Source organism: Pseudomonas sp. P65(2024) (assembly GCF_057480955.1).
Genome location: NZ_JBLIYX010000002.1, coordinates 36929 through 54100 on the forward strand (window position 1 = coordinate 36929; position 17172 = coordinate 54100).

Below are 17172 nucleotides of genomic sequence, written 5' to 3' on the forward strand. Positions count from 1 at the left end.
CGGAACCGATTTAACGTGCCATACTCCAAGCACTCCAGCCTGATACAGACGATGCGACACATGCCCAAAGGATTGACCCGCGCTATCGGCGCACTGCTGGCCCTCGTGGCCCTGTACGGCCTGCTCGGCTTTTTCATTCTTCCAGGTGTCGCCCTGCGCATTGCCAACCAGCAGTTGGCGCAATACGCCACGGTGCCGGCACACCTGCAGCGCATCGAACTCAACCCGTTCAGCCTTGAGCTGACGCTCTGGGGTCTGCAGATCGGCGAACCCGGCAAGGAGCAGGTCGGCTTCGAACGCCTGTACGCCAACCTCGCCCTCGACAGCCTGTGGACCAAGGCCCTGCGCCTCGACGCCGTGGAACTGGACAAGCCGCGCACCGAGCTGCTGTTCGCCAAGGACGGCAGCCTCAACCTGACCCAGCTGTTCAAGATTCCGCCGAGCGAGCCCAAACCGGACGAGCCGCCCAGCGATCCGTTCCCGCTGCGCATCGCCAGCATCAAGCTCAGCGAGGGCTACCTGCACTTCCAGGACCTGCGCCCGAGCGAGCCGATCGAGTTCCTCTACGACTCGATGAACCTGGAACTGAAGAACCTCAGCACCCTGCCCGACGACAACGCCGACATGACCCTGGTGGCCAACGGCCCGTCAGGTGGGCGCATCGACTGGAGCGGCACCCTGAGCCTGACGCCGATCGCCTCCGAAGGCACCCTCAAGGTCACCGACGGCAAGATGAAGCTGTTCTGGCCTTATGTGCGTGACGCCGTGCCGCTGGTGCTGGAAGACGGCATGGTCAGCCTCGACACCCACTACAAGCTCAACCTCGCCAAGGAAACCGAGTTCCTGCTCGACAACACCTCGGTGCGGGTCGCGCCCTTTGCCATAAAGGCCCCGGACGGTCGCCCGCTGGCCCGCCTGGCCAGCCTGGAAGTCAGCGAGACCTCCATCGACCTGGCCAAACAGCTGGTCACCGTCGGCAAGATCCGTAGCGAGAAGCTGGAGACCTGGGCAGCCCTGGAGAAGGACGGCCAGCTCGACTGGCAGAAGCTGTTCGCCAGCCAGCCCGCCAAGGCCACGCCGAAGGAAAAGGCCGAGCCCGCCGCCGCCGAGCCGACCCCTGAAGAGCAGGCCGCCAAGGAGCCGGGCAAGCCCTGGCAGGTCCTGCTCAAGGATGTGCAGGCGCGCAACTACCTGGTCCACCTGGCCGACCGTAGCCAGAAGGAGCCCGTGGCCCTGGATGTCGGCCCGCTCAACCTCGACCTGCAGAACTTCGACAGCCTCAACCAGTCACCCTTCACCCTCAAGCTCGACACCGGCGTGGGCAAGCAGGGCAAGCTGCAGGCCGCCGGCCAGGTCAACCTGGCACCGGTCACGGCGAAACTCGACGTGGCCACCCGCGACATCGACCTGCGGGTCGCCCAGGCCTACATCAGCCCGTTCATCCGCCTGGAGCTGCGCAGCGGCATGCTCTCCAGCGACCTCAAGGTCGACCTCAAGAGCACCGAACCACTGGCCTTCAGCATCACCGGCAAGGCCCAGGCCAACCAGCTGCACACCCTGGACACCATCAAGAACCGCGACTTCGTCAAATGGCAGCAGGTCAACGTCGATGGCCTGTCCTACGTGCACGGTGATGCCCTGTCGATCGACAAGGTCACTCTGCTGCAACCCTATGCGCGCTTCATCATCAACGAAGACCGTACCACCAACGTCGACGACCTGCTGATCCCGCAACCCGCGGACAAACCGGCTGCGGCGCCGAGCAAGTCGGCGGCGTCCGGCGGTGGCAAGGAACTGGGCATTCGTATCGGCCAGATCAGCATCAATGACGGTTCGGCCAACTTCGCCGACCTGACCCTTACACCCAACTTCGCCACCGCCGTGCAGCAGCTCAATGGCCAGATCGGCACCATCGACAACCGCAAGCCGCTGCCGGCCAAAGTGGACATCAAGGGCAAGGTGGACCGCTACGCGCCGGTCACCATCAAGGGCGCGCTCAACCCGTTCAACCCGCTGGCCAGCCTGGACATCGCCACCAGCTTCAAGCGTGTCGAGCTGACCACCCTCACCCCCTATTCAGGCAAGTTCGCGGGCATGCGCATCCGCAAGGGCCGGCTGAACCTGGACCTGCACTACCTGATCACCAACGGTCAGCTCAAGGCCGAGAACAAGGTAGTGATCGAGCAATTGCAACTGGGCGAGAAAGTCGACAGCCCGGACGCCGTGGACCTGCCGATCCGCCTGGCGGTGGCGCTGCTCAAGGACACCGAAGGCAGGATCTCCATCGAGCTGCCCGTGTCGGGCGACCTCAACAACCCGCAATTCAGCGTGATGCCGATCGTCTGGCAGACCCTGCGCAACCTGGTGCTGCGCGCGGCACAGGCGCCGTTCAAGCTGCTCGGCGGGCTGGTCTCCGGCGGCGGCGCGCAAGACCTGGGCAACGTCTCTTTCGCGGCGGGCTCCAGCGACCTGACCCCTGATGTGCAGGCCTCCCTCGACAAGCTCGCCTCAGCCCTCAAGGCACGCCCCGAACTGCGCCTGGAGATCGAAGGCACCGCCGCCCAGAGCAGCGACGGCCCGCTGATCGCCCAGCAGCGCCTGGAGCGCGAGTACCAGGCCACCTGGTACAAGATCCTCCAGCGCCGCGGCGACAAGGTACCGGCCAACGCCTCGCTGCTGGTGGTGGACGACAGCGACAAGCCGGCAATGCTCGAAGGCATCTACCGTACCCGCTTGAAACAGCAGCCCCCGGCTGAATGGCAGGACCTGAGCCGTGACGAGCGTAGCGCCAAGCTGCGCGAGGCGGTGATCAAGTCCTGGGCGGAAAGTACCGTGCTGCTGCGCAATCTGGGCCAGGAGCGGGCCAGCAGCATCAAGGACTACCTCGTGGACAAGGGCCAGCTGGAAGATGACCGGGTGTACTTCATCGACACCAACCTCGGCCAAGCCGAGAGCGATGGCCGCGTGGTGACGCCGATGCACCTGGATGCCGAGTAAAGCATCTCGACCCAATCGCCCTCATCGACGGCTTGCCGGCGATGAGGGTAGCGCTGGCGATCAATACCATCAGGCCAGCCGTTGCCCCGACACCGCCGGGTGATACAGCGGCTGCACCTTGTTCCCCGCCGGGTCCAGCAAATGGAAGCTGCGCGCCCCATCGCCGTGATTGAACGGGCGATCCAGCAACGTCACGCCATGGGCCTTGAAGTACTGGTACCAGTCTTCCAGCTCCTCCACGCTGTCGACGATGAAGCCATAGTGGTCCAGTGTCTGCAGCCCATTGGCCGCCCCTGCTCCGCGCCCCAGTGACAAGTTGTCGTTGCCACAGGTCAGGTAGACCAGGTCTTCATTGGCGCGGTTCAGCACCTCCATGCCTAGAACATCCACGTAGAAGCGCTCGCATTCCTCCAGATTGGGGACCAGCAAGGCGATATGACGCAGGCCATTCAGGCGGCCTGGTCGCACAGGTAGTTGGGACATGATCGCGGCTCCTATTTTTGTATACAATTAAGAAAAGAATTTAAAACAAAAGGAGATTCCTGTGTACTGTCTGTTTATCAAGACCCGCGTGAAACCCGGTACTGCCGAAGCCTTCCTCACTGCAATCAAGGCCAACGCCGCCGCTTCGGTGGCTACCGAACCGGGCTGCCTGGTGTTCGATGTGGCCCAGGATCGGGAAAATCCAGATGTGATCTACCTGTACGAGATCTACCAGGACGACGCTGCGTATGAGACCCATACCCAGACCGCGCATTTCCGGGACAGCAGGCCGCTGGTGGAACCGTTGATCGTGGAGCAGGTGTGCTTCGAGAGCGATGTGATCGCACGCAATCCGGTGAACTGAAGCGCGCCTGCATGAGCGCAAGCAAAAGCCCCGGCTAATGCCGGGGCTTTTGCTTGAAGGGGTGGCCAAATCCTTTTGGCCGACGGGACATTCCTTATTCGGACTTCAGGCCATCAGCAGACACGGCCTGCACGCCCTTGATCTTTTTGGCGATGGCAACCGCCATCTCCTTCTGCGCATCGGTAATGGCCACGTCCGAGGACAGGGACACTACGCCTTTGTTGGTTTCGACCTTGATGTCGCTGCCTGGCACGCCTTTCTCGGTCATCAAGTCGGCCTTCACCTTGGTGGTGATCCAGGTGTCGGAAGTAGCTTCCTTGGCTTTGGTCACCTCACCGGCCGCCAGCGTCATCGGGGCCTGGGTGGACTGGGCAGCGAACGCCGCGTTAGCCATGGTCAGGGTCAGAGCGGTGGCAGTAGCGGCAGCAATGGCGAACTTCTTCATGTGGGTCACTCCTGTTTTTTCGAAAGGTCTGCGCCGTGGTTCCTGGCGTCAGGTAGAAGTGATGTTGCAGGGCGTGTGCCAGCTTTTTGATTTTAGTTTTTATCTTTTAAATCAATAAGTTAACAATTCATCAATAGATAGCTGGTCGTGCATTTTGCAAGCCCGGGCAAAATCCTGCATGCAAGATGCAAGTCCACAAGACAAAGCCGCAGGCATAAAAAAAGGACCCCGAAGGGTCCTTCCTTTCAGCCTGGGAAGGCTTAGACGCCCGATGCCTTGGCAGCGGCAACGTCCTTGATCGACAGCTTGATACGGCCGCGGTTGTCCACGTCCAGTACCAGCACTTCGACTTCCTGGCCTTCCTTCAGCACGTCGGTGACTTTCTCGACGCGAGCATCGCTCAGCATGGAGATGTGCACCAGGCCGTCCTTGCCCGGCAGAATGTTGACGAAGGCGCCGAAGTCGACAATGCGCTCGACCTTGCCGACGTAGATCTTGCCGATCTCGGCCTCGGCGGTGATGCCCAGGATGCGCTGCTTGGCAGCGTCCGCGGCTTCCTTGGTCTCGCCAAAGATCTTGATCGAGCCATCGTCTTCGATATCGATCGAAGCCTTGGTCTCTTCGCAGATGGCGCGGATGGTGGCGCCGCCCTTGCCGATGACGTCACGGATCTTGTCGGTATCGATCTTCATCGCGATCATGGTCGGGGCGTTGGCCGACAGCTCGGTACGCGACTCGCCGATGATCTGGTTCATCTGGCCGAGGATGTTCAGGCGCGCTTCCAGGGCCTGGCCCAGGGCGATTTCCATGATCTCTTCGGTGATGCCGTTGATCTTGATGTCCATCTGCAGCGCGGTGACGCCTTTGGCGGTACCCGCTACCTTGAAGTCCATGTCGCCCAGGTGGTCTTCGTCACCCAGGATATCGGTCAGGACGGCGAACTTGTCACCTTCCTTGACCAAGCCCATGGCGATACCGGCAACCGGTGCTTTCATCGGCACGCCGGCGTCCATCAGGGCCAGCGAGGCGCCGCAGACCGAAGCCATGGAGCTGGAACCGTTGGACTCGGTGATTTCCGACACCACGCGGATGGTGTACGGGAACACGTCGGCGGCCGGCAGCATGGCCTGGACCGAACGACGGGCCAGACGGCCGTGGCCGATTTCGCGACGACCGGCACCGCCCATGCGGCCACACTCGCCCACCGAGAACGGCGGGAAGTTGTAGTGCAGCATGAAGGGGTCTTTCTTCTCGCCTTCGAGGGTGTCCAGCAACTGGGCGTCACGGGCAGTACCCAGGGTCGCGACGACCAGGGCCTGGGTTTCGCCGCGGGTGAACAGCGCCGAACCGTGGGTCTTCGGCAGAACGCCAACTTCGATGTTCAGCGGACGCACGGTCTTAGTGTCGCGACCGTCGATACGCGGCTTGCCGTTGACGATGTTTTCGCGAACGGTGCGGTATTCGATTTCGCCGAAGATCTCTTTGACTTCGCCGGCCGACGGTTGGCCTTCTTCGCCGGAGAACTTGGCAATGGCTTGGTCACGCAGCTCGCCCAGGCGCGCGTAGCGGTCGGCCTTGACGGTGATGGTGTAGCCCTGGGAAACGGCTTCGCCGAATTCAGCACGGATGGCGTTGAACAGCTCAGTGTTGGCAACGGCAGGTTTCCAGTCCCAGTTTGGCTTGGCAGCTTCGGCAGCCAGCTCTTTGACCGCCTTGATCACGGCCTGGAATTCGTCGTGGGCGAACAGCACGGCGCCCAGCATCTGGTCTTCGGTCAGCTCCTGGGCTTCGGATTCGACCATCAGCACGGCGGACTCGGTACCGGCAACGACCATGTCCAGGCTCGAGGCAGCCAGTTGCTCGTAGGTCGGGTTCAGCAGGTAGCCGGTGCTTTCGTGGAAGGCGACACGGGCGGCGCCGATCGGGCCTTCGAACGGAATGCCGGAGATGGCCAGGGCAGCCGAGGTACCGATCATCGCGGCGATGTCCGGATCGGTCTTCTTGCTGGTGGAAACCACGGTGCAGACGACCTGGACTTCGTTCATGAAGCCTTCAGGGAACAGCGGGCGGATCGGACGGTCGATCAGGCGCGAGGTCAGGGTTTCCTTCTCGGAAGGACGGCCTTCACGCTTGAAGAAACCACCTGGGATCTTGCCGGCGGCGTAGGTCTTTTCCTGGTAGTGCACGGACAGCGGGAAGAAGCCCTTGCCCGGATCAGCCTGCTTGGCACCGACCACGGTCACCAGTACGGTGACATCGTTGTCGACGGTGACCAGCACGGCGCCGGTGGCCTGACGGGCAATGCGGCCCGTTTCGAGGGTTACGGTCGATTGACCGAACTGGAATTTCTTGATTACCGGGTTCACGGTTTCCTACCTTCTTCAGTGGCTCTTGGGGGAACTGGTTCTTGCGAATTCTTGGGCAGAACGGGGAATCGGCCCCATTGACCGTCCAGATACAACACGAGGCTGGGAGCCTGGCGCCGGGCGGATGAACCGCACGACGGACCAGGCTGCCAACCTCGCAGATCGCGTGGCGTGTCCAACGCCAGGGTTGCCGGGCAACCCTGCCGATGCGTGCGACACGCCATGCAACACCACTGGCCAGGCCGCTATTAGCGACGCAGACCCAGGCGACCGATCAGGGCGCTGTAACGGGTGGTGTCTTTGCCCTTCAGGTAGTCCAGCAGCTTACGACGCTGGTTGACCATACGGATCAGACCACGACGGGAGTGGTGGTCTTTATCGTTGGCCTTGAAGTGGCCTTGCAGCTTGTTGATGTTGGCGGTCAGCAGAGCAACCTGCACTTCCGGGCTACCGGTATCGCCGGCGGCTTGCTGGTATTCGGCAACGATCTGAGCTTTTTCTTCGACGCTGAGGGCCATTTGGCTTCTCCTGATAAACGGATCCCGCGAACGGTCTCCAATAGGCCAGGGACAAGTCCCCGTATTAAAAAGAAGAGGTGTGACCGTGCCTAATAACAGCCACCCTCGTATCCACCGGTTTCAGCCGAAGCCTCTGCCCGTGGTTCCGGTCATTCCGACCGAATCAGCCGACGCGGCGCGATGCGCCCGTCTTCGCTCACTTCACCGATACCGATGAAGCGACCATTGTGATCCTGTACCCGAACCATGCCAAACTGCGGCGCGTCCGGCGCACGTACCGCCTGGCCATGCAGCCAGTAGAACGCGCTGTGCTCGGACAGCAGCACCAGTGGCCAGTCCTGCAGCCCGCTGTCCGAAGGCATGAGGAAGCGATCAAGCGCTTCGTTGCCGCCTTCGGCATGGGCTTGCTCGAGTTCCTCGAGCGTCACCGTTTGTGCCAGCTCGAAGGGGCCCGCCTGCGTACGGCGCAGTTCGGCGACATAGGCACCACAGCCCAGCGCCTCACCGATATCCTCCACCAGGGTGCGAATATAGGTGCCTTTGCTGCATCCAACCGACAGGCGCGCACGGGTGCCTTCGCACTCGAGCAACTCCAAGCGGCCAATAGTAACAGAACGCGCCTCGCGCTCCACTACCTCTCCTGCACGTGCCAGCTTGTAGAGCGGCTGGCCATCGCGCTTGAGGGCCGAGTACATCGGCGGCACCTGAAGGATTTCACCCTTGAAACGCGGAATCACGGCATCGATGTCGGCGCGACCAACGGTTACTTCGCGGGTCTGCAGGACCTCGCCTTCGGCGTCCGCGGTGGTGGTGGTCTGCCCTAGCTGCATGACCGTCTCGTAGCCCTTGTCGGAATCGAGCAGGTACTGGGAGAACTTGGTCGCCTCACCAAAGCACAGTGGCAGCACGCCGGTTGCCAGCGGATCGAGGCTGCCGGTGTGGCCGGCCTTTTCCGCGTTGAGCAACCAACGAACCTTCTGCAGGGCGGCGTTGGAGGTGAATCCCAACGGCTTGTCGAGCAGGATGATGCCGCTGACATTGCGGCGGATACGTTTGACCTGGGCCACCGTTTACTCCTTGGCGTCCAGCTCGTCGGCATCCTTGTGCAGGCGGTCTTCGGCCACCGCACGCTCGATCAGCGCAGACAGGTGGACACCACGGCTGACGCTTTCATCGAAGTGGAAGTGTAACTGTGGCACGCTGCGCAGTTGCATCGAGCGCCCCAAGTGCAGGCGCAGGAAGCTGGCGGCGCTGTTCAGCGCCTTGAGCGACTGCTTCACTGCGTCGGGCGTTTCTTCGCCCATGACGGTGATGAAAACCTTCGCATGACCCAGGTCACGGCTGACGTCGACAGCGGTGATGGTCACCAGACCGACACGCGGGTCTTTGACTTCACGGCGGATCAGTTCTGCCAGCTCACGCTGCATCTGATCGCCGATACGTTGGGTACGGCTGTATTCTTTTGCCATTCTTGCTACCTGTAACGTAAAGCGGCAAACGCCCGGTCAGGCTTAAGCCTGACCGGGCGCTACCTTCAGAGGCGCCGCCAGCCGCCTTGCGACGGGGCCTGCACCCGGCTCGGCCCTTACAGGGTGCGAGCCACCTGGACTTTCTCGAAGACTTCGATCTTGTCGCCGACCTTGACGTCGTTGTAGCTCTTGACGCCAATACCACACTCCATGCCGTTACGCACTTCGGAGGCGTCGTCCTTGAAGCGACGCAGCGATTCCAGCTCGCCTTCGAAGATCACCACGTCATCGCGCAGTACGCGGATCGGACGGTTGCGGTACACGGTACCCTCGATGACCATACAGCCGGCGATGGCGCCGAACTTCGGCGAACGGAACACGTCACGCACTTCGGCCACACCCAGGATGTTCTCGCGAACATCGCTGCCGAGCATGCCGGTCAGGGCCTTCTTGACGTCTTCGATGATGTCGTAGATCACGTTGTAGTAACGCATATCCAGACCTTCCTGCTCGACGATCTTGCGCGCACCGGCATCGGCACGCACGTTGAAGCCGAACAGCACCGCGTTCGAGGCCAGTGCCAGGTTGGCGTCGCTCTCGGTGATACCACCGACGCCGCCACCAATGACGCGTACCTGAACTTCGTCATTGCCCAGGCTGCCGAGCGAACCCTGCAGCGCTTCGAGGGAACCACGCACATCGGTCTTGAGGACGATGTTGAGGGTCTTCTTCTCTTCCTGACCCATGGTCTCGAAGATGTTTTCCAGCTTGCCGGCGTGAGCACGGGCCAGCTTGACCTCGCGGAACTTGCCTTGACGGAACAGCGCAACTTCACGCGCTTTCTTCTCGTCAGCAACCACCGACATCTCTTCGCCTGCGTCCGGTGTGCCGTCCAGGCCAAGGATCTCGACCGGGATCGACGGGCCAGCTTCCTTCACAGGCTTGCCGTTCTCGTCGAGCATGGCACGTACGCGGCCATAGTTGGAACCGACCAGGACCATGTCGCCCTGACGCAGGGTACCGTCCTGAACCAGGATGGTGGCCACCGGGCCGCGGCCCTTGTCCAGACGCGACTCGACCACGACACCACGACCAGGAGCGGTCGGAGTGGCCTTGAGTTCGAGGATCTCGGCCTGCAGCAGGACAGCTTCGAGCAGTTCGTCGACGCCGGTACCCATCTTCGCCGAAACCTTGACGAACGGCGTGTCACCACCCCAGTCCTCGGAGGTCACGCCTTCGACCGACAGCTCGTTACGGATGCGATCGAGGTCGGCACCCGGCTTGTCGATCTTGTTCACGGCGACAACCAGCGGAACGCCAGCCGCTTTCGCGTGCTGCACGGCTTCGCGGGTCTGCGGCATCACGCCGTCGTCCGCCGCCACCACCAGGATGACGATGTCGGTCGCCTTGGCACCCCGTGCACGCATCTGGGTAAACGCAGCGTGGCCCGGGGTGTCGAGGAAGGTGACCATGCCACGGTCGGTTTCGACGTGGTAGGCACCGATGTGCTGGGTAATACCACCGGCTTCGCCGGCGGCAACCTTGGCACGACGGATATAGTCGAGCAGCGAGGTCTTACCGTGGTCAACGTGACCCATGACGGTCACGACCGGCGCACGCGATGTGGTCTCGCCTTCGAACTTCAGCGATTCGGCCAGGGAATCTTCCAGGGCCGTGTCGCTGACCAGGGTGACCTTGTGGCCCAGCTCTTCGGCGACCAGCTGAGCGGTCTCCTGATCGAGCACCTGGTTGATGGTGACCGGAGTACCCAGCTTGAACATGAACTTGACGACTTCAGCGGCCTTGACCGACATCTGTTGCGCCAGTTCCGAGACGGTGATGGTCTCGCCGATGGTCACGTCACGAATGACTGGACCGGTCGGGTTCTGGAAGCCGTGCTGGTTGCGCTTCTTGCCTTTGCCCTTGCCGCCGCGACCACGACGGAAACCATCGCTCTCTTCGTCGGTGGTGCGTGGCGCTGCACGTGGAGTCGGAGCCTTTTCCTTCTCCTTGACCTTGACCTTGACCGACATGCGCGGCGCTTCGCCACGACCGGCCGCAGCCGGGCCACCACCGCGACGATCGTCATCGCGGGTACGGCTTTCGTTACGACGGCTCTCGTCCTTCTTGCGCTCGGCGGCACGAGCGGCGGCGTCTTCGGACACCGGCGCGTTGGCCATTACCGGGGCTGCAACAGGTGCAGGCTCGGCCTTGGCCACTGGTGCAGCGGCCGGGGCCTCGGCAGCCTGACGGCGGGCCTGCTCCTCGTTGCGCTGGCGCACTTCGGCTTCAACCTTTTCGCGCGCGGCGTTTTCGGCGGCGCGGCGCTCTTCCTGCTCACGCTTCTGCTCAGCCTGGATTTCCTCCGGGCTGCGCTGCACGAATACTTTCTTCTTGCGTACTTCTACGCTGATGCTCTTGCTACCGGCGACACGCAGAGTGCTGGTGGTCTTGCGCTGCAAGGTGATCTTGCGCGGCTCTTCCGCCTTGCTCTTGTGGCTGCTCTTCAAATGAGTCAGCAGGGTCTGCTTCTCATTGTCGGTCACTACCTGACCGGCGTCGGTGTGCGGCAGACCTGCCTCACGCATCTGCTGCAGCAGGCGCTCTACCGGTGCCTCGACCTCTTGGGCCAGTTCTTTCACCGTGACTTGCGTCATGCACTTCTCTCCTCAGGCCGCGCCTAATTACTCGAACCAGTGGGCTCGGGCGGCCATGATCAACTTGCCGGCACGCTCTTCGTCGATGCCGTCGATGTCGAGCAGGTCGTCAATCGACTGCTCGGCCAGGTCTTCGCGGTTAACCACGCCGCGCACCGCCAGTTCCGCCGCCAGGTCCTTGTCCATGCCCTCAAGGGAGAGCAGGTCGTCGGCCGGATGGGCGTCTGCCAGTTTTTCTTCGGTAGCGATGGCTTTGGTCAACAAACGGTCCTTGGCACGAGCGCGCAGCTCATTGACGATATCTTCGTCAAAGCCATCGATGTTGAGCATTTCTTCCAACGGTACGTAGGCAATTTCTTCGAGGCTGGTGAAGCCTTCGTCGACCAGCACCTGTGCCAGCTCTTCGTCGACTTCCAGTTCCTCAATGAAGTTACGCAGGATGTCGCCTGTCTCAGCCTGTTGCTTGGCCTGGATGTCCTTCTCGGTCATCACGTTCAGGGTCCATGCAGTCAGCTGGCTCGCCAGACGGACGTTCTGACCGCCACGTCCGATGGCCTGAGCCAGGTTGTCCTCGGCCACGGCGATATCCATCGCATGGGCGTCCTCGTCAACGATGATCGCAGCAACCTCTGCTGGCGACATGGCGTTGATGACGAACTGCGCCGGGTTCTCGTCCCACAGGACGATATCCACACGCTCGCCACCCAGCTCGCCGGATACGGCCTGGACACGCGAACCACGCATGCCGATGCAGGCGCCTTGCGGGTCGATGCGCTTGTCCTTGGAGCGGACGGCGATCTTGGCGCGCGATCCCGGATCACGGGAGGCGGCCATGACTTCGATGAGGCCTTCGGCGATTTCCGGCACTTCGATGCGGAACAGCTCGATCAGCATCTGCGGCGCAGTGCGCGACAGGATCAGCTGAGGACCACGGTTCTCGGTGCGGATTTCCTTGAGCAACGCACGCAGGCGCACGCCGACACGGAAGGTCTCACGGGGAATGATGTCTTCGCGGGCCAGCAGCGCCTCGGCGTTGTTGCCCAGGTCGACGATGACGTTGTCGCGGGTGACCTTCTTCACGGTACCGGAGATGATCTCGCCCACGCGCTCGCGGTAAGCGTCGACCACCTGGGCGCGCTCGGCCTCGCGGACCTTCTGCACGATGACCTGCTTGGCGGTCTGGGCGGCGATGCGGCCGAACTCGATCGACTCGATCTTCTCTTCGATCACGTCACCGATCTTGGCGTCCGGGTGCGTGTCCTGGATCTTTTCCAGCCAGGTCTCGATCGCCGGATCGTCCAGGTCGTTCTCGTCGACCACGGTCCAGCGGCGGAAGGTCTCGTAGCTACCGGTGTGGCGGTTGATTTCCACACGCAGGTCGACTTCGTCCTCAAAACGTTTCTTGGTTGCAGTGGCCAGGGCCACTTCCAGCGCCTCGAAAATGACGCCGGGCGGTACACCCTTTTCGTTGGATACCGATTCAACAACCAGCAGTACTTCTTTGCTCATCGTACGCCTCGCCTTGCGCAAGCCATTGGCCCCGGGTGTTTCGCCGGGTCCGGCACGTCTCAGTCAAAACTGGGAATAATATTGGCCTTGTCGATCGAGTCGATCGGCAACAGGAACTCGTGCTGGTCCACCTGGACCACCACATCCTGCTCCTCCACACCGCGGAGAAGGCCCTGGAAGTTACGACGGCCCTCGAAGGGCGTACGCAGCTTGATCTTCACCTGCTCGCCGGCATGCGCAGCAAACTGTTCCAGAGTGAACAGCGGGCGGTCCATGCCTGGAGAGGACACCTCGAGGGTATATTCAGAGCTGATCGGATCTTCCACATCGAGAATGGCGCTGGCCTGACGGCTGACGGCTTCGCAGTCGTCCACCAGGATCCCGTCTTCTTTGTCGATGTAGATACGCAGTACCGAATGCTTGCCTTGGGAGACGTATTCGATCCCCCAGCATTGGTAGCCCAGGCCCTCGACAACCGGGGCCAACAAGGCCTGCAACTGTTCTAGCTTGCTCGACACCTGAACCCCCTCGTGCATGCTGTGCAAATAAAAAATGGGCGAAGCGCCCATCCCTGAAAGCGCCGTTGGACAACGGCGCCGAAAACTGTTCGGCTAGCAAAAAGCCCCTGAAAAGGGGCTCTGCTGAAGCTGGTTGCGGGGGCTGGATTTGAACCAACGACCTTCGGGTTATGAGCCCGACGAGCTACCAAGCTGCTCCACCCCGCGACAAAGCTGGGGCGAAAGTATAAGACTGAACCCTTTGCCGGGTCAATCCGACCTCCACCTGCAAGAAAGCCCGCTAAAGCGGGCTCTCATGCTTCAATTGGTACCGAGAAGGGGACTCGAACCCCTACACCCTATGGGCACAACCACCTCAAGGTTGCGTGTCTACCAATTCCACCACCTCGGCAATACTACTTCTTGAAACCCGTTACTGCTGCTCTTTGGCTGGAGGAGGTACGTCACCAGAGTTGGTGGTTTCGCTCTTCTGCTGCTGGAGCACCGGTACATCATCATTGACTGCCGGCTTTGGCTCTTTGACTTCCAGCACTGCTGGATCTGGCAGACCAGCTTGAGTCAACTGGTGAGCCTGCTGCTTGGCGAAATATCCTAACCCAAGTGCAGTCAAAAAGAAAGTGGCAGCAAGTATAGCAGTAACTTTACTCAAAAAGGTAGCGGAACCTTGGCTTCCGAACACAGTATTTGAAGCACCTGCGCCGAAAGATGCACCTGCTTCCGCACCTTTACCCTGTTGCAGCAGCACCATTACAACCAGTGCCAACGCTGCCAACAGATGAAAAACAACTACGACTGTTTCCAGCATTTGTTCAGTTTCCTGCGGCGCGACAAATTGCACCGAATTCGTCTGCGTTCAGGGACGCTCCACCAATGAGCCCCCCATCGATATCCGGCATGCCGAACAGTTCAGCCGCATTGGCCGCCTTCACGCTGCCGCCGTAGAGAAGTTGCACGTTTTCTGCAACTTCGGCGTCCTTCGCCGCCAACTGCTTGCGGATGGCTGCATGCACATCCTGGGCTTGCTGTGGCGAGGCCGTCAAACCAGTACCAATGGCCCAAACAGGCTCATAGGCAATAACTGCATTGGCAAAAGCCTTGATACCGAACACGTCGATAACACTGCTTAGTTGACGCCCTACAACTTCAAGCGTCTCACCTGCCTCGCGCTCTGCAAGAGTTTCCCCTATACACAGCACTGGCGTCAAACCACTTTTCTGAGCGGCTGCAAACTTCTGATTCAGCACTTCATCGCTTTCACCAATAATCTGGCGACGCTCGGAATGCCCAATCAATACATATTTGCAACCGACTTCAGCCAACTGACTCGGTGCAACTTCGCCGGTCAGCGCGCCTTGCTCAGATTGTACCGCAGAATTCTGTGCGCCTACGTTGATTCCTTTTCCCTCCAAGCCATCAATCACTTGATTGATGAACAGGGATGGCGGAAACACCGCGACTTCCACTCCGCTCGGCAGGGACAACTTGCCCAAGCCCTGGGTCAGCTCTACGACGCTGGCGCGGGTACCGTGCATCTTCCAGTTACCAGCTACCATGGGGCGACGCATGCTTTACCTCGTCGGTCAAAGTGGGCGCAGATCTTACCCAACCCGATCTGCGCTGGCAAGCCTCTTTCAGGCACAAACTTCTTCGACCAGCTTGGCCAGGGCCTCGGCATGGCCACGTACCTGGCTTTCATCGTCGCCCTCGACCATCACCCGCACCAGCGGTTCGGTACCGGACTTGCGCAGCAGCACCCGCCCACGACCGGCCATGGCCTCGGTGGCCTTGGCACTGGCTTCCTTGATCAGGGGGTTTTCCAGCGGGTCGTTCTTGCCCGCCGCGAAACGCACGTTGATCAGCACCTGCGGGCACTTGCGCACGGCCTGTCGGGCCTGGGCAAGGTTTTCGCCACGGCGCTTGAGCGCCATCAGCACCTGCAGCGCGGCGATGATCGCATCACCGGTGGTGGTGTGGCTGCCACAGACGACATGACCGGAGTTTTCGCCACCCAGCAGCCACTCGCGCTCGAGCAGTTCGGCCATGACGTAGCGGTCGCCCACCTTGGCCCGCACGAACGGGATGTCCAGTTCCTTGAACGCCAGCTCCAGGCCCAGGTTGCTCATCAGGGTGCCGACCACGCCGCCTTGAAGCTTGCCGCGCTCCTGCATGTCGCGACCGATGATGAACAGCAGTTCGTCACCGTCGACGATGGCGCCGGTGTGATCGACCATCAGCACGCGGTCGCCGTCGCCATCGAAGGCGATGCCGATATCCGCATGGCCAACCAGGACCGCCGCCTGCAGCGACTCGATATGGGTCGAACCGCAGTTCTCGTTGATGTTCAGGCCATCCGGGGCGGCGTGCAGCACGGTGACGTCAGCCCCCAGCTCACGGAACACGCTCGGCGCGACCTTGTAGGTGGCGCCATGGGCGCAGTCCACGACGATCTTCAAGCCTTCGAAGCTGGTGCTGCTGGGCACGCTGCTCTTGCAGAACTCGATGTAGCGCCCCGCCGCGTCGTTGATGCGCGAGACCTTGCCCAGCTTGCCGGACTCGACGACATTCATCGGCTGGTCGAGCAACTCCTCGATCATCAGTTCGACTTCGTCCGGCAACTTGGTGCCGGCACCGGAGAAGAACTTGATACCGTTGTCGTCATGGGGGTTGTGCGAAGCACTGATGACGATGCCGGCTTCGGCGTGAAAAGTGCGAGTCAGGTAGGCGATGGCCGGCGTCGGCATCGGGCCGAGCAGCATCACATCGGCACCGGCGGCGGACAGGCCCGCCTCGAGCGCGGATTCGAACATGTAGCCGGAGATCCGCGTGTCCTTGCCCACCAGTACCCGGCAGTTGCCCTGCTTGCGGAAGGCCATGCCGGCGGCCCAGCCGAGTTTCAGCATGAAATCAGGGGTGATGGGGAATTGGCCGACGCGACCGCGGATACCATCGGTACCAAAGTATTTTCTGCTCATAGTGACTCCAATGTTCTTATTCGGCGCTCTGGACCGCGGCGATCATGCGCACGACATCGACGGTTTCGGCGACGTCATGTACCCGCAGGATGCTCGCGCCCTTGGTCATGGCCAGGGCGGCCAGGGCCAGACTGCCATAGAGCCGCTCACCGACCGGACGGTCCAGCGCGAGACCGATCATGCTCTTGCGCGAAACGCCCACCAGCAGCGGGCGCCCCAGGCGATAGAGCGCTTCCATGTGTTTGAAAAGGCTCAGGTTGTGCTCAAGGGTCTTGGCAAAGCCGAACCCTGGATCGAGGATGATGCGCTCAGCCCCGATGCCGGCCGCCGCGCAGGCGGCCATACGCTGCTCAAGATAGCGCGTTACATCGGCTGTCACATCCTCGTACTGCGGATTGTCCTGCATGTTGCCCGGCTCGCCACGCATGTGCATCAAGCACACCGGCAGGCCGGTATCGGCCGCCGCATCGAGCGCGCCGTCACGCTCCAGGGCGCGCACATCGTTGATCAGCCCTGCACCAAGGCGGGCCGTCTCGCGCATGACCGAGGGCGTCGAGGTATCGACCGAGATGATCACGTCGAGCCGACTGCTGATCGCCTCGACAATTGGCGCCACGCGCTCCAGTTCCTCGATAGGCGAGACGGCGCGAGCCCCAGGACGGGTAGACTCCCCGCCCACGTCGATCAGGGTCGCACCGGCCGCAACCATCTCCTCGGCATGGCGCAAGGCCGCATCGCGCTGGCTGAAGCGCCCACCATCGGAGAACGAGTCTGGGGTGACATTGAGGATACCCATGACATGGGTACGGGACAAATCAAGAACCCGGTTGCCGCAAGGCAACCGGGTCGGGTACTGCGTCAAGCTCATAGATAC

General features: G+C 61.5%; 15 protein-coding genes and 2 tRNA genes. 2 read left to right on the forward strand and 15 right to left on the reverse strand.

The window, feature by feature from the left end:
* Positions 1-60: 60 nt before the first annotated feature.
* Positions 61-2997, forward strand: coding sequence for a DUF748 domain-containing protein (locus AC25MA_RS02915; RefSeq protein ID WP_186596638.1), 2937 nt, complete (start codon positions 61-63; stop codon positions 2995-2997).
* A gap of 69 nt (positions 2998-3066) precedes the next feature.
* Here the strand turns inward: AC25MA_RS02915 and AC25MA_RS02920 are convergent, their stop codons facing one another.
* Positions 3067-3480: a VOC family protein gene (locus AC25MA_RS02920; protein ID WP_028691246.1), complete on the reverse strand. Its 414-nt coding sequence runs from the start codon at positions 3478-3480 to the stop codon at positions 3067-3069.
* A 61-nt stretch (positions 3481-3541) separates the two neighbouring features.
* Between AC25MA_RS02920 and AC25MA_RS02925 the strand changes: the two genes are divergently transcribed.
* Positions 3542-3844: a heme-binding protein gene (locus tag AC25MA_RS02925; protein WP_028691247.1), complete on the forward strand. Its 303-nt coding sequence runs from the start codon at positions 3542-3544 to the stop codon at positions 3842-3844.
* 94 nt (positions 3845-3938) lie between these two features.
* On the opposite strand, the gene AC25MA_RS02930 is transcribed toward AC25MA_RS02925, so the two are convergent.
* The 14 genes from AC25MA_RS02930 to folP form a co-directional block, all read right to left on the reverse strand.
* Positions 3939-4289 (reverse strand): BON domain-containing protein, encoded by a 351-nt coding sequence (locus AC25MA_RS02930; RefSeq protein ID WP_028691248.1) that lies wholly within the window; start codon positions 4287-4289, stop codon positions 3939-3941.
* Positions 4290-4549: 260 nt separating this feature from the next.
* A complete protein-coding gene (gene pnp / locus AC25MA_RS02935; RefSeq protein WP_486971775.1) occupies positions 4550-6655 on the reverse strand; it encodes a polyribonucleotide nucleotidyltransferase in 2106 nt (701 codons plus the stop codon).
* 248 nt (positions 6656-6903) lie between these two features.
* On the reverse strand, positions 6904-7173 hold the full coding sequence (gene rpsO / locus AC25MA_RS02940) for a 30S ribosomal protein S15 (protein ID WP_003249971.1): 270 nt from the start codon (positions 7171-7173) through the stop codon (positions 6904-6906).
* 149 nt (positions 7174-7322) lie between these two features.
* Positions 7323-8240, reverse strand: a complete 918-nt coding sequence (gene truB / locus AC25MA_RS02945) for a tRNA pseudouridine(55) synthase TruB (RefSeq protein WP_486971776.1) — start codon at positions 8238-8240, stop codon at positions 7323-7325.
* A gap of 3 nt (positions 8241-8243) precedes the next feature.
* Entirely contained in the window at positions 8244-8642 is a 399-nt protein-coding gene (gene rbfA, locus AC25MA_RS02950) for a 30S ribosome-binding factor RbfA (protein ID WP_028691251.1), read from the reverse strand.
* 116 nt (positions 8643-8758) lie between these two features.
* Positions 8759-11299: a translation initiation factor IF-2 gene (gene infB, locus AC25MA_RS02955; RefSeq protein ID WP_028691252.1), complete on the reverse strand. Its 2541-nt coding sequence runs from the start codon at positions 11297-11299 to the stop codon at positions 8759-8761.
* A 27-nt stretch (positions 11300-11326) separates the two neighbouring features.
* Positions 11327-12808 (reverse strand): transcription termination factor NusA, encoded by a 1482-nt coding sequence (nusA, locus tag AC25MA_RS02960; protein ID WP_028691253.1) that lies wholly within the window; start codon positions 12806-12808, stop codon positions 11327-11329.
* A gap of 59 nt (positions 12809-12867) precedes the next feature.
* Positions 12868-13326 carry a ribosome maturation factor RimP gene (gene rimP, locus AC25MA_RS02965; RefSeq protein WP_036986186.1) on the reverse strand — a complete coding sequence of 153 codons (459 nt, stop codon included), beginning with the start codon at positions 13324-13326 and terminating at the stop codon, positions 12868-12870.
* A gap of 130 nt (positions 13327-13456) precedes the next feature.
* Positions 13457-13533 (reverse strand) — tRNA-Met (locus AC25MA_RS02970).
* 98 nt (positions 13534-13631) lie between these two features.
* Positions 13632-13717: transfer RNA gene (locus AC25MA_RS02975), tRNA-Leu, on the reverse strand.
* A gap of 21 nt (positions 13718-13738) precedes the next feature.
* Complete coding sequence (gene secG / locus AC25MA_RS02980; protein ID WP_028691255.1) at positions 13739-14131, reverse strand: preprotein translocase subunit SecG; 393 nt, start codon at positions 14129-14131, stop codon at positions 13739-13741.
* A 4-nt stretch (positions 14132-14135) separates the two neighbouring features.
* Complete coding sequence (gene tpiA, locus AC25MA_RS02985) at positions 14136-14891, reverse strand: triose-phosphate isomerase (RefSeq protein ID WP_062572734.1); 756 nt, start codon at positions 14889-14891, stop codon at positions 14136-14138.
* 66 nt (positions 14892-14957) lie between these two features.
* The gene (glmM, locus tag AC25MA_RS02990) at positions 14958-16298 is read right to left on the reverse strand and encodes a phosphoglucosamine mutase (RefSeq protein ID WP_241411213.1); all 1341 of its coding nucleotides are present in this window, start codon (positions 16296-16298) and stop codon (positions 14958-14960) included.
* Positions 16299-16314: 16 nt separating this feature from the next.
* Positions 16315-17166, reverse strand: coding sequence for a dihydropteroate synthase (folP, locus tag AC25MA_RS02995; RefSeq protein ID WP_069016465.1), 852 nt, complete (start codon positions 17164-17166; stop codon positions 16315-16317).
* Positions 17167-17172 lie beyond the last annotated feature (6 nt).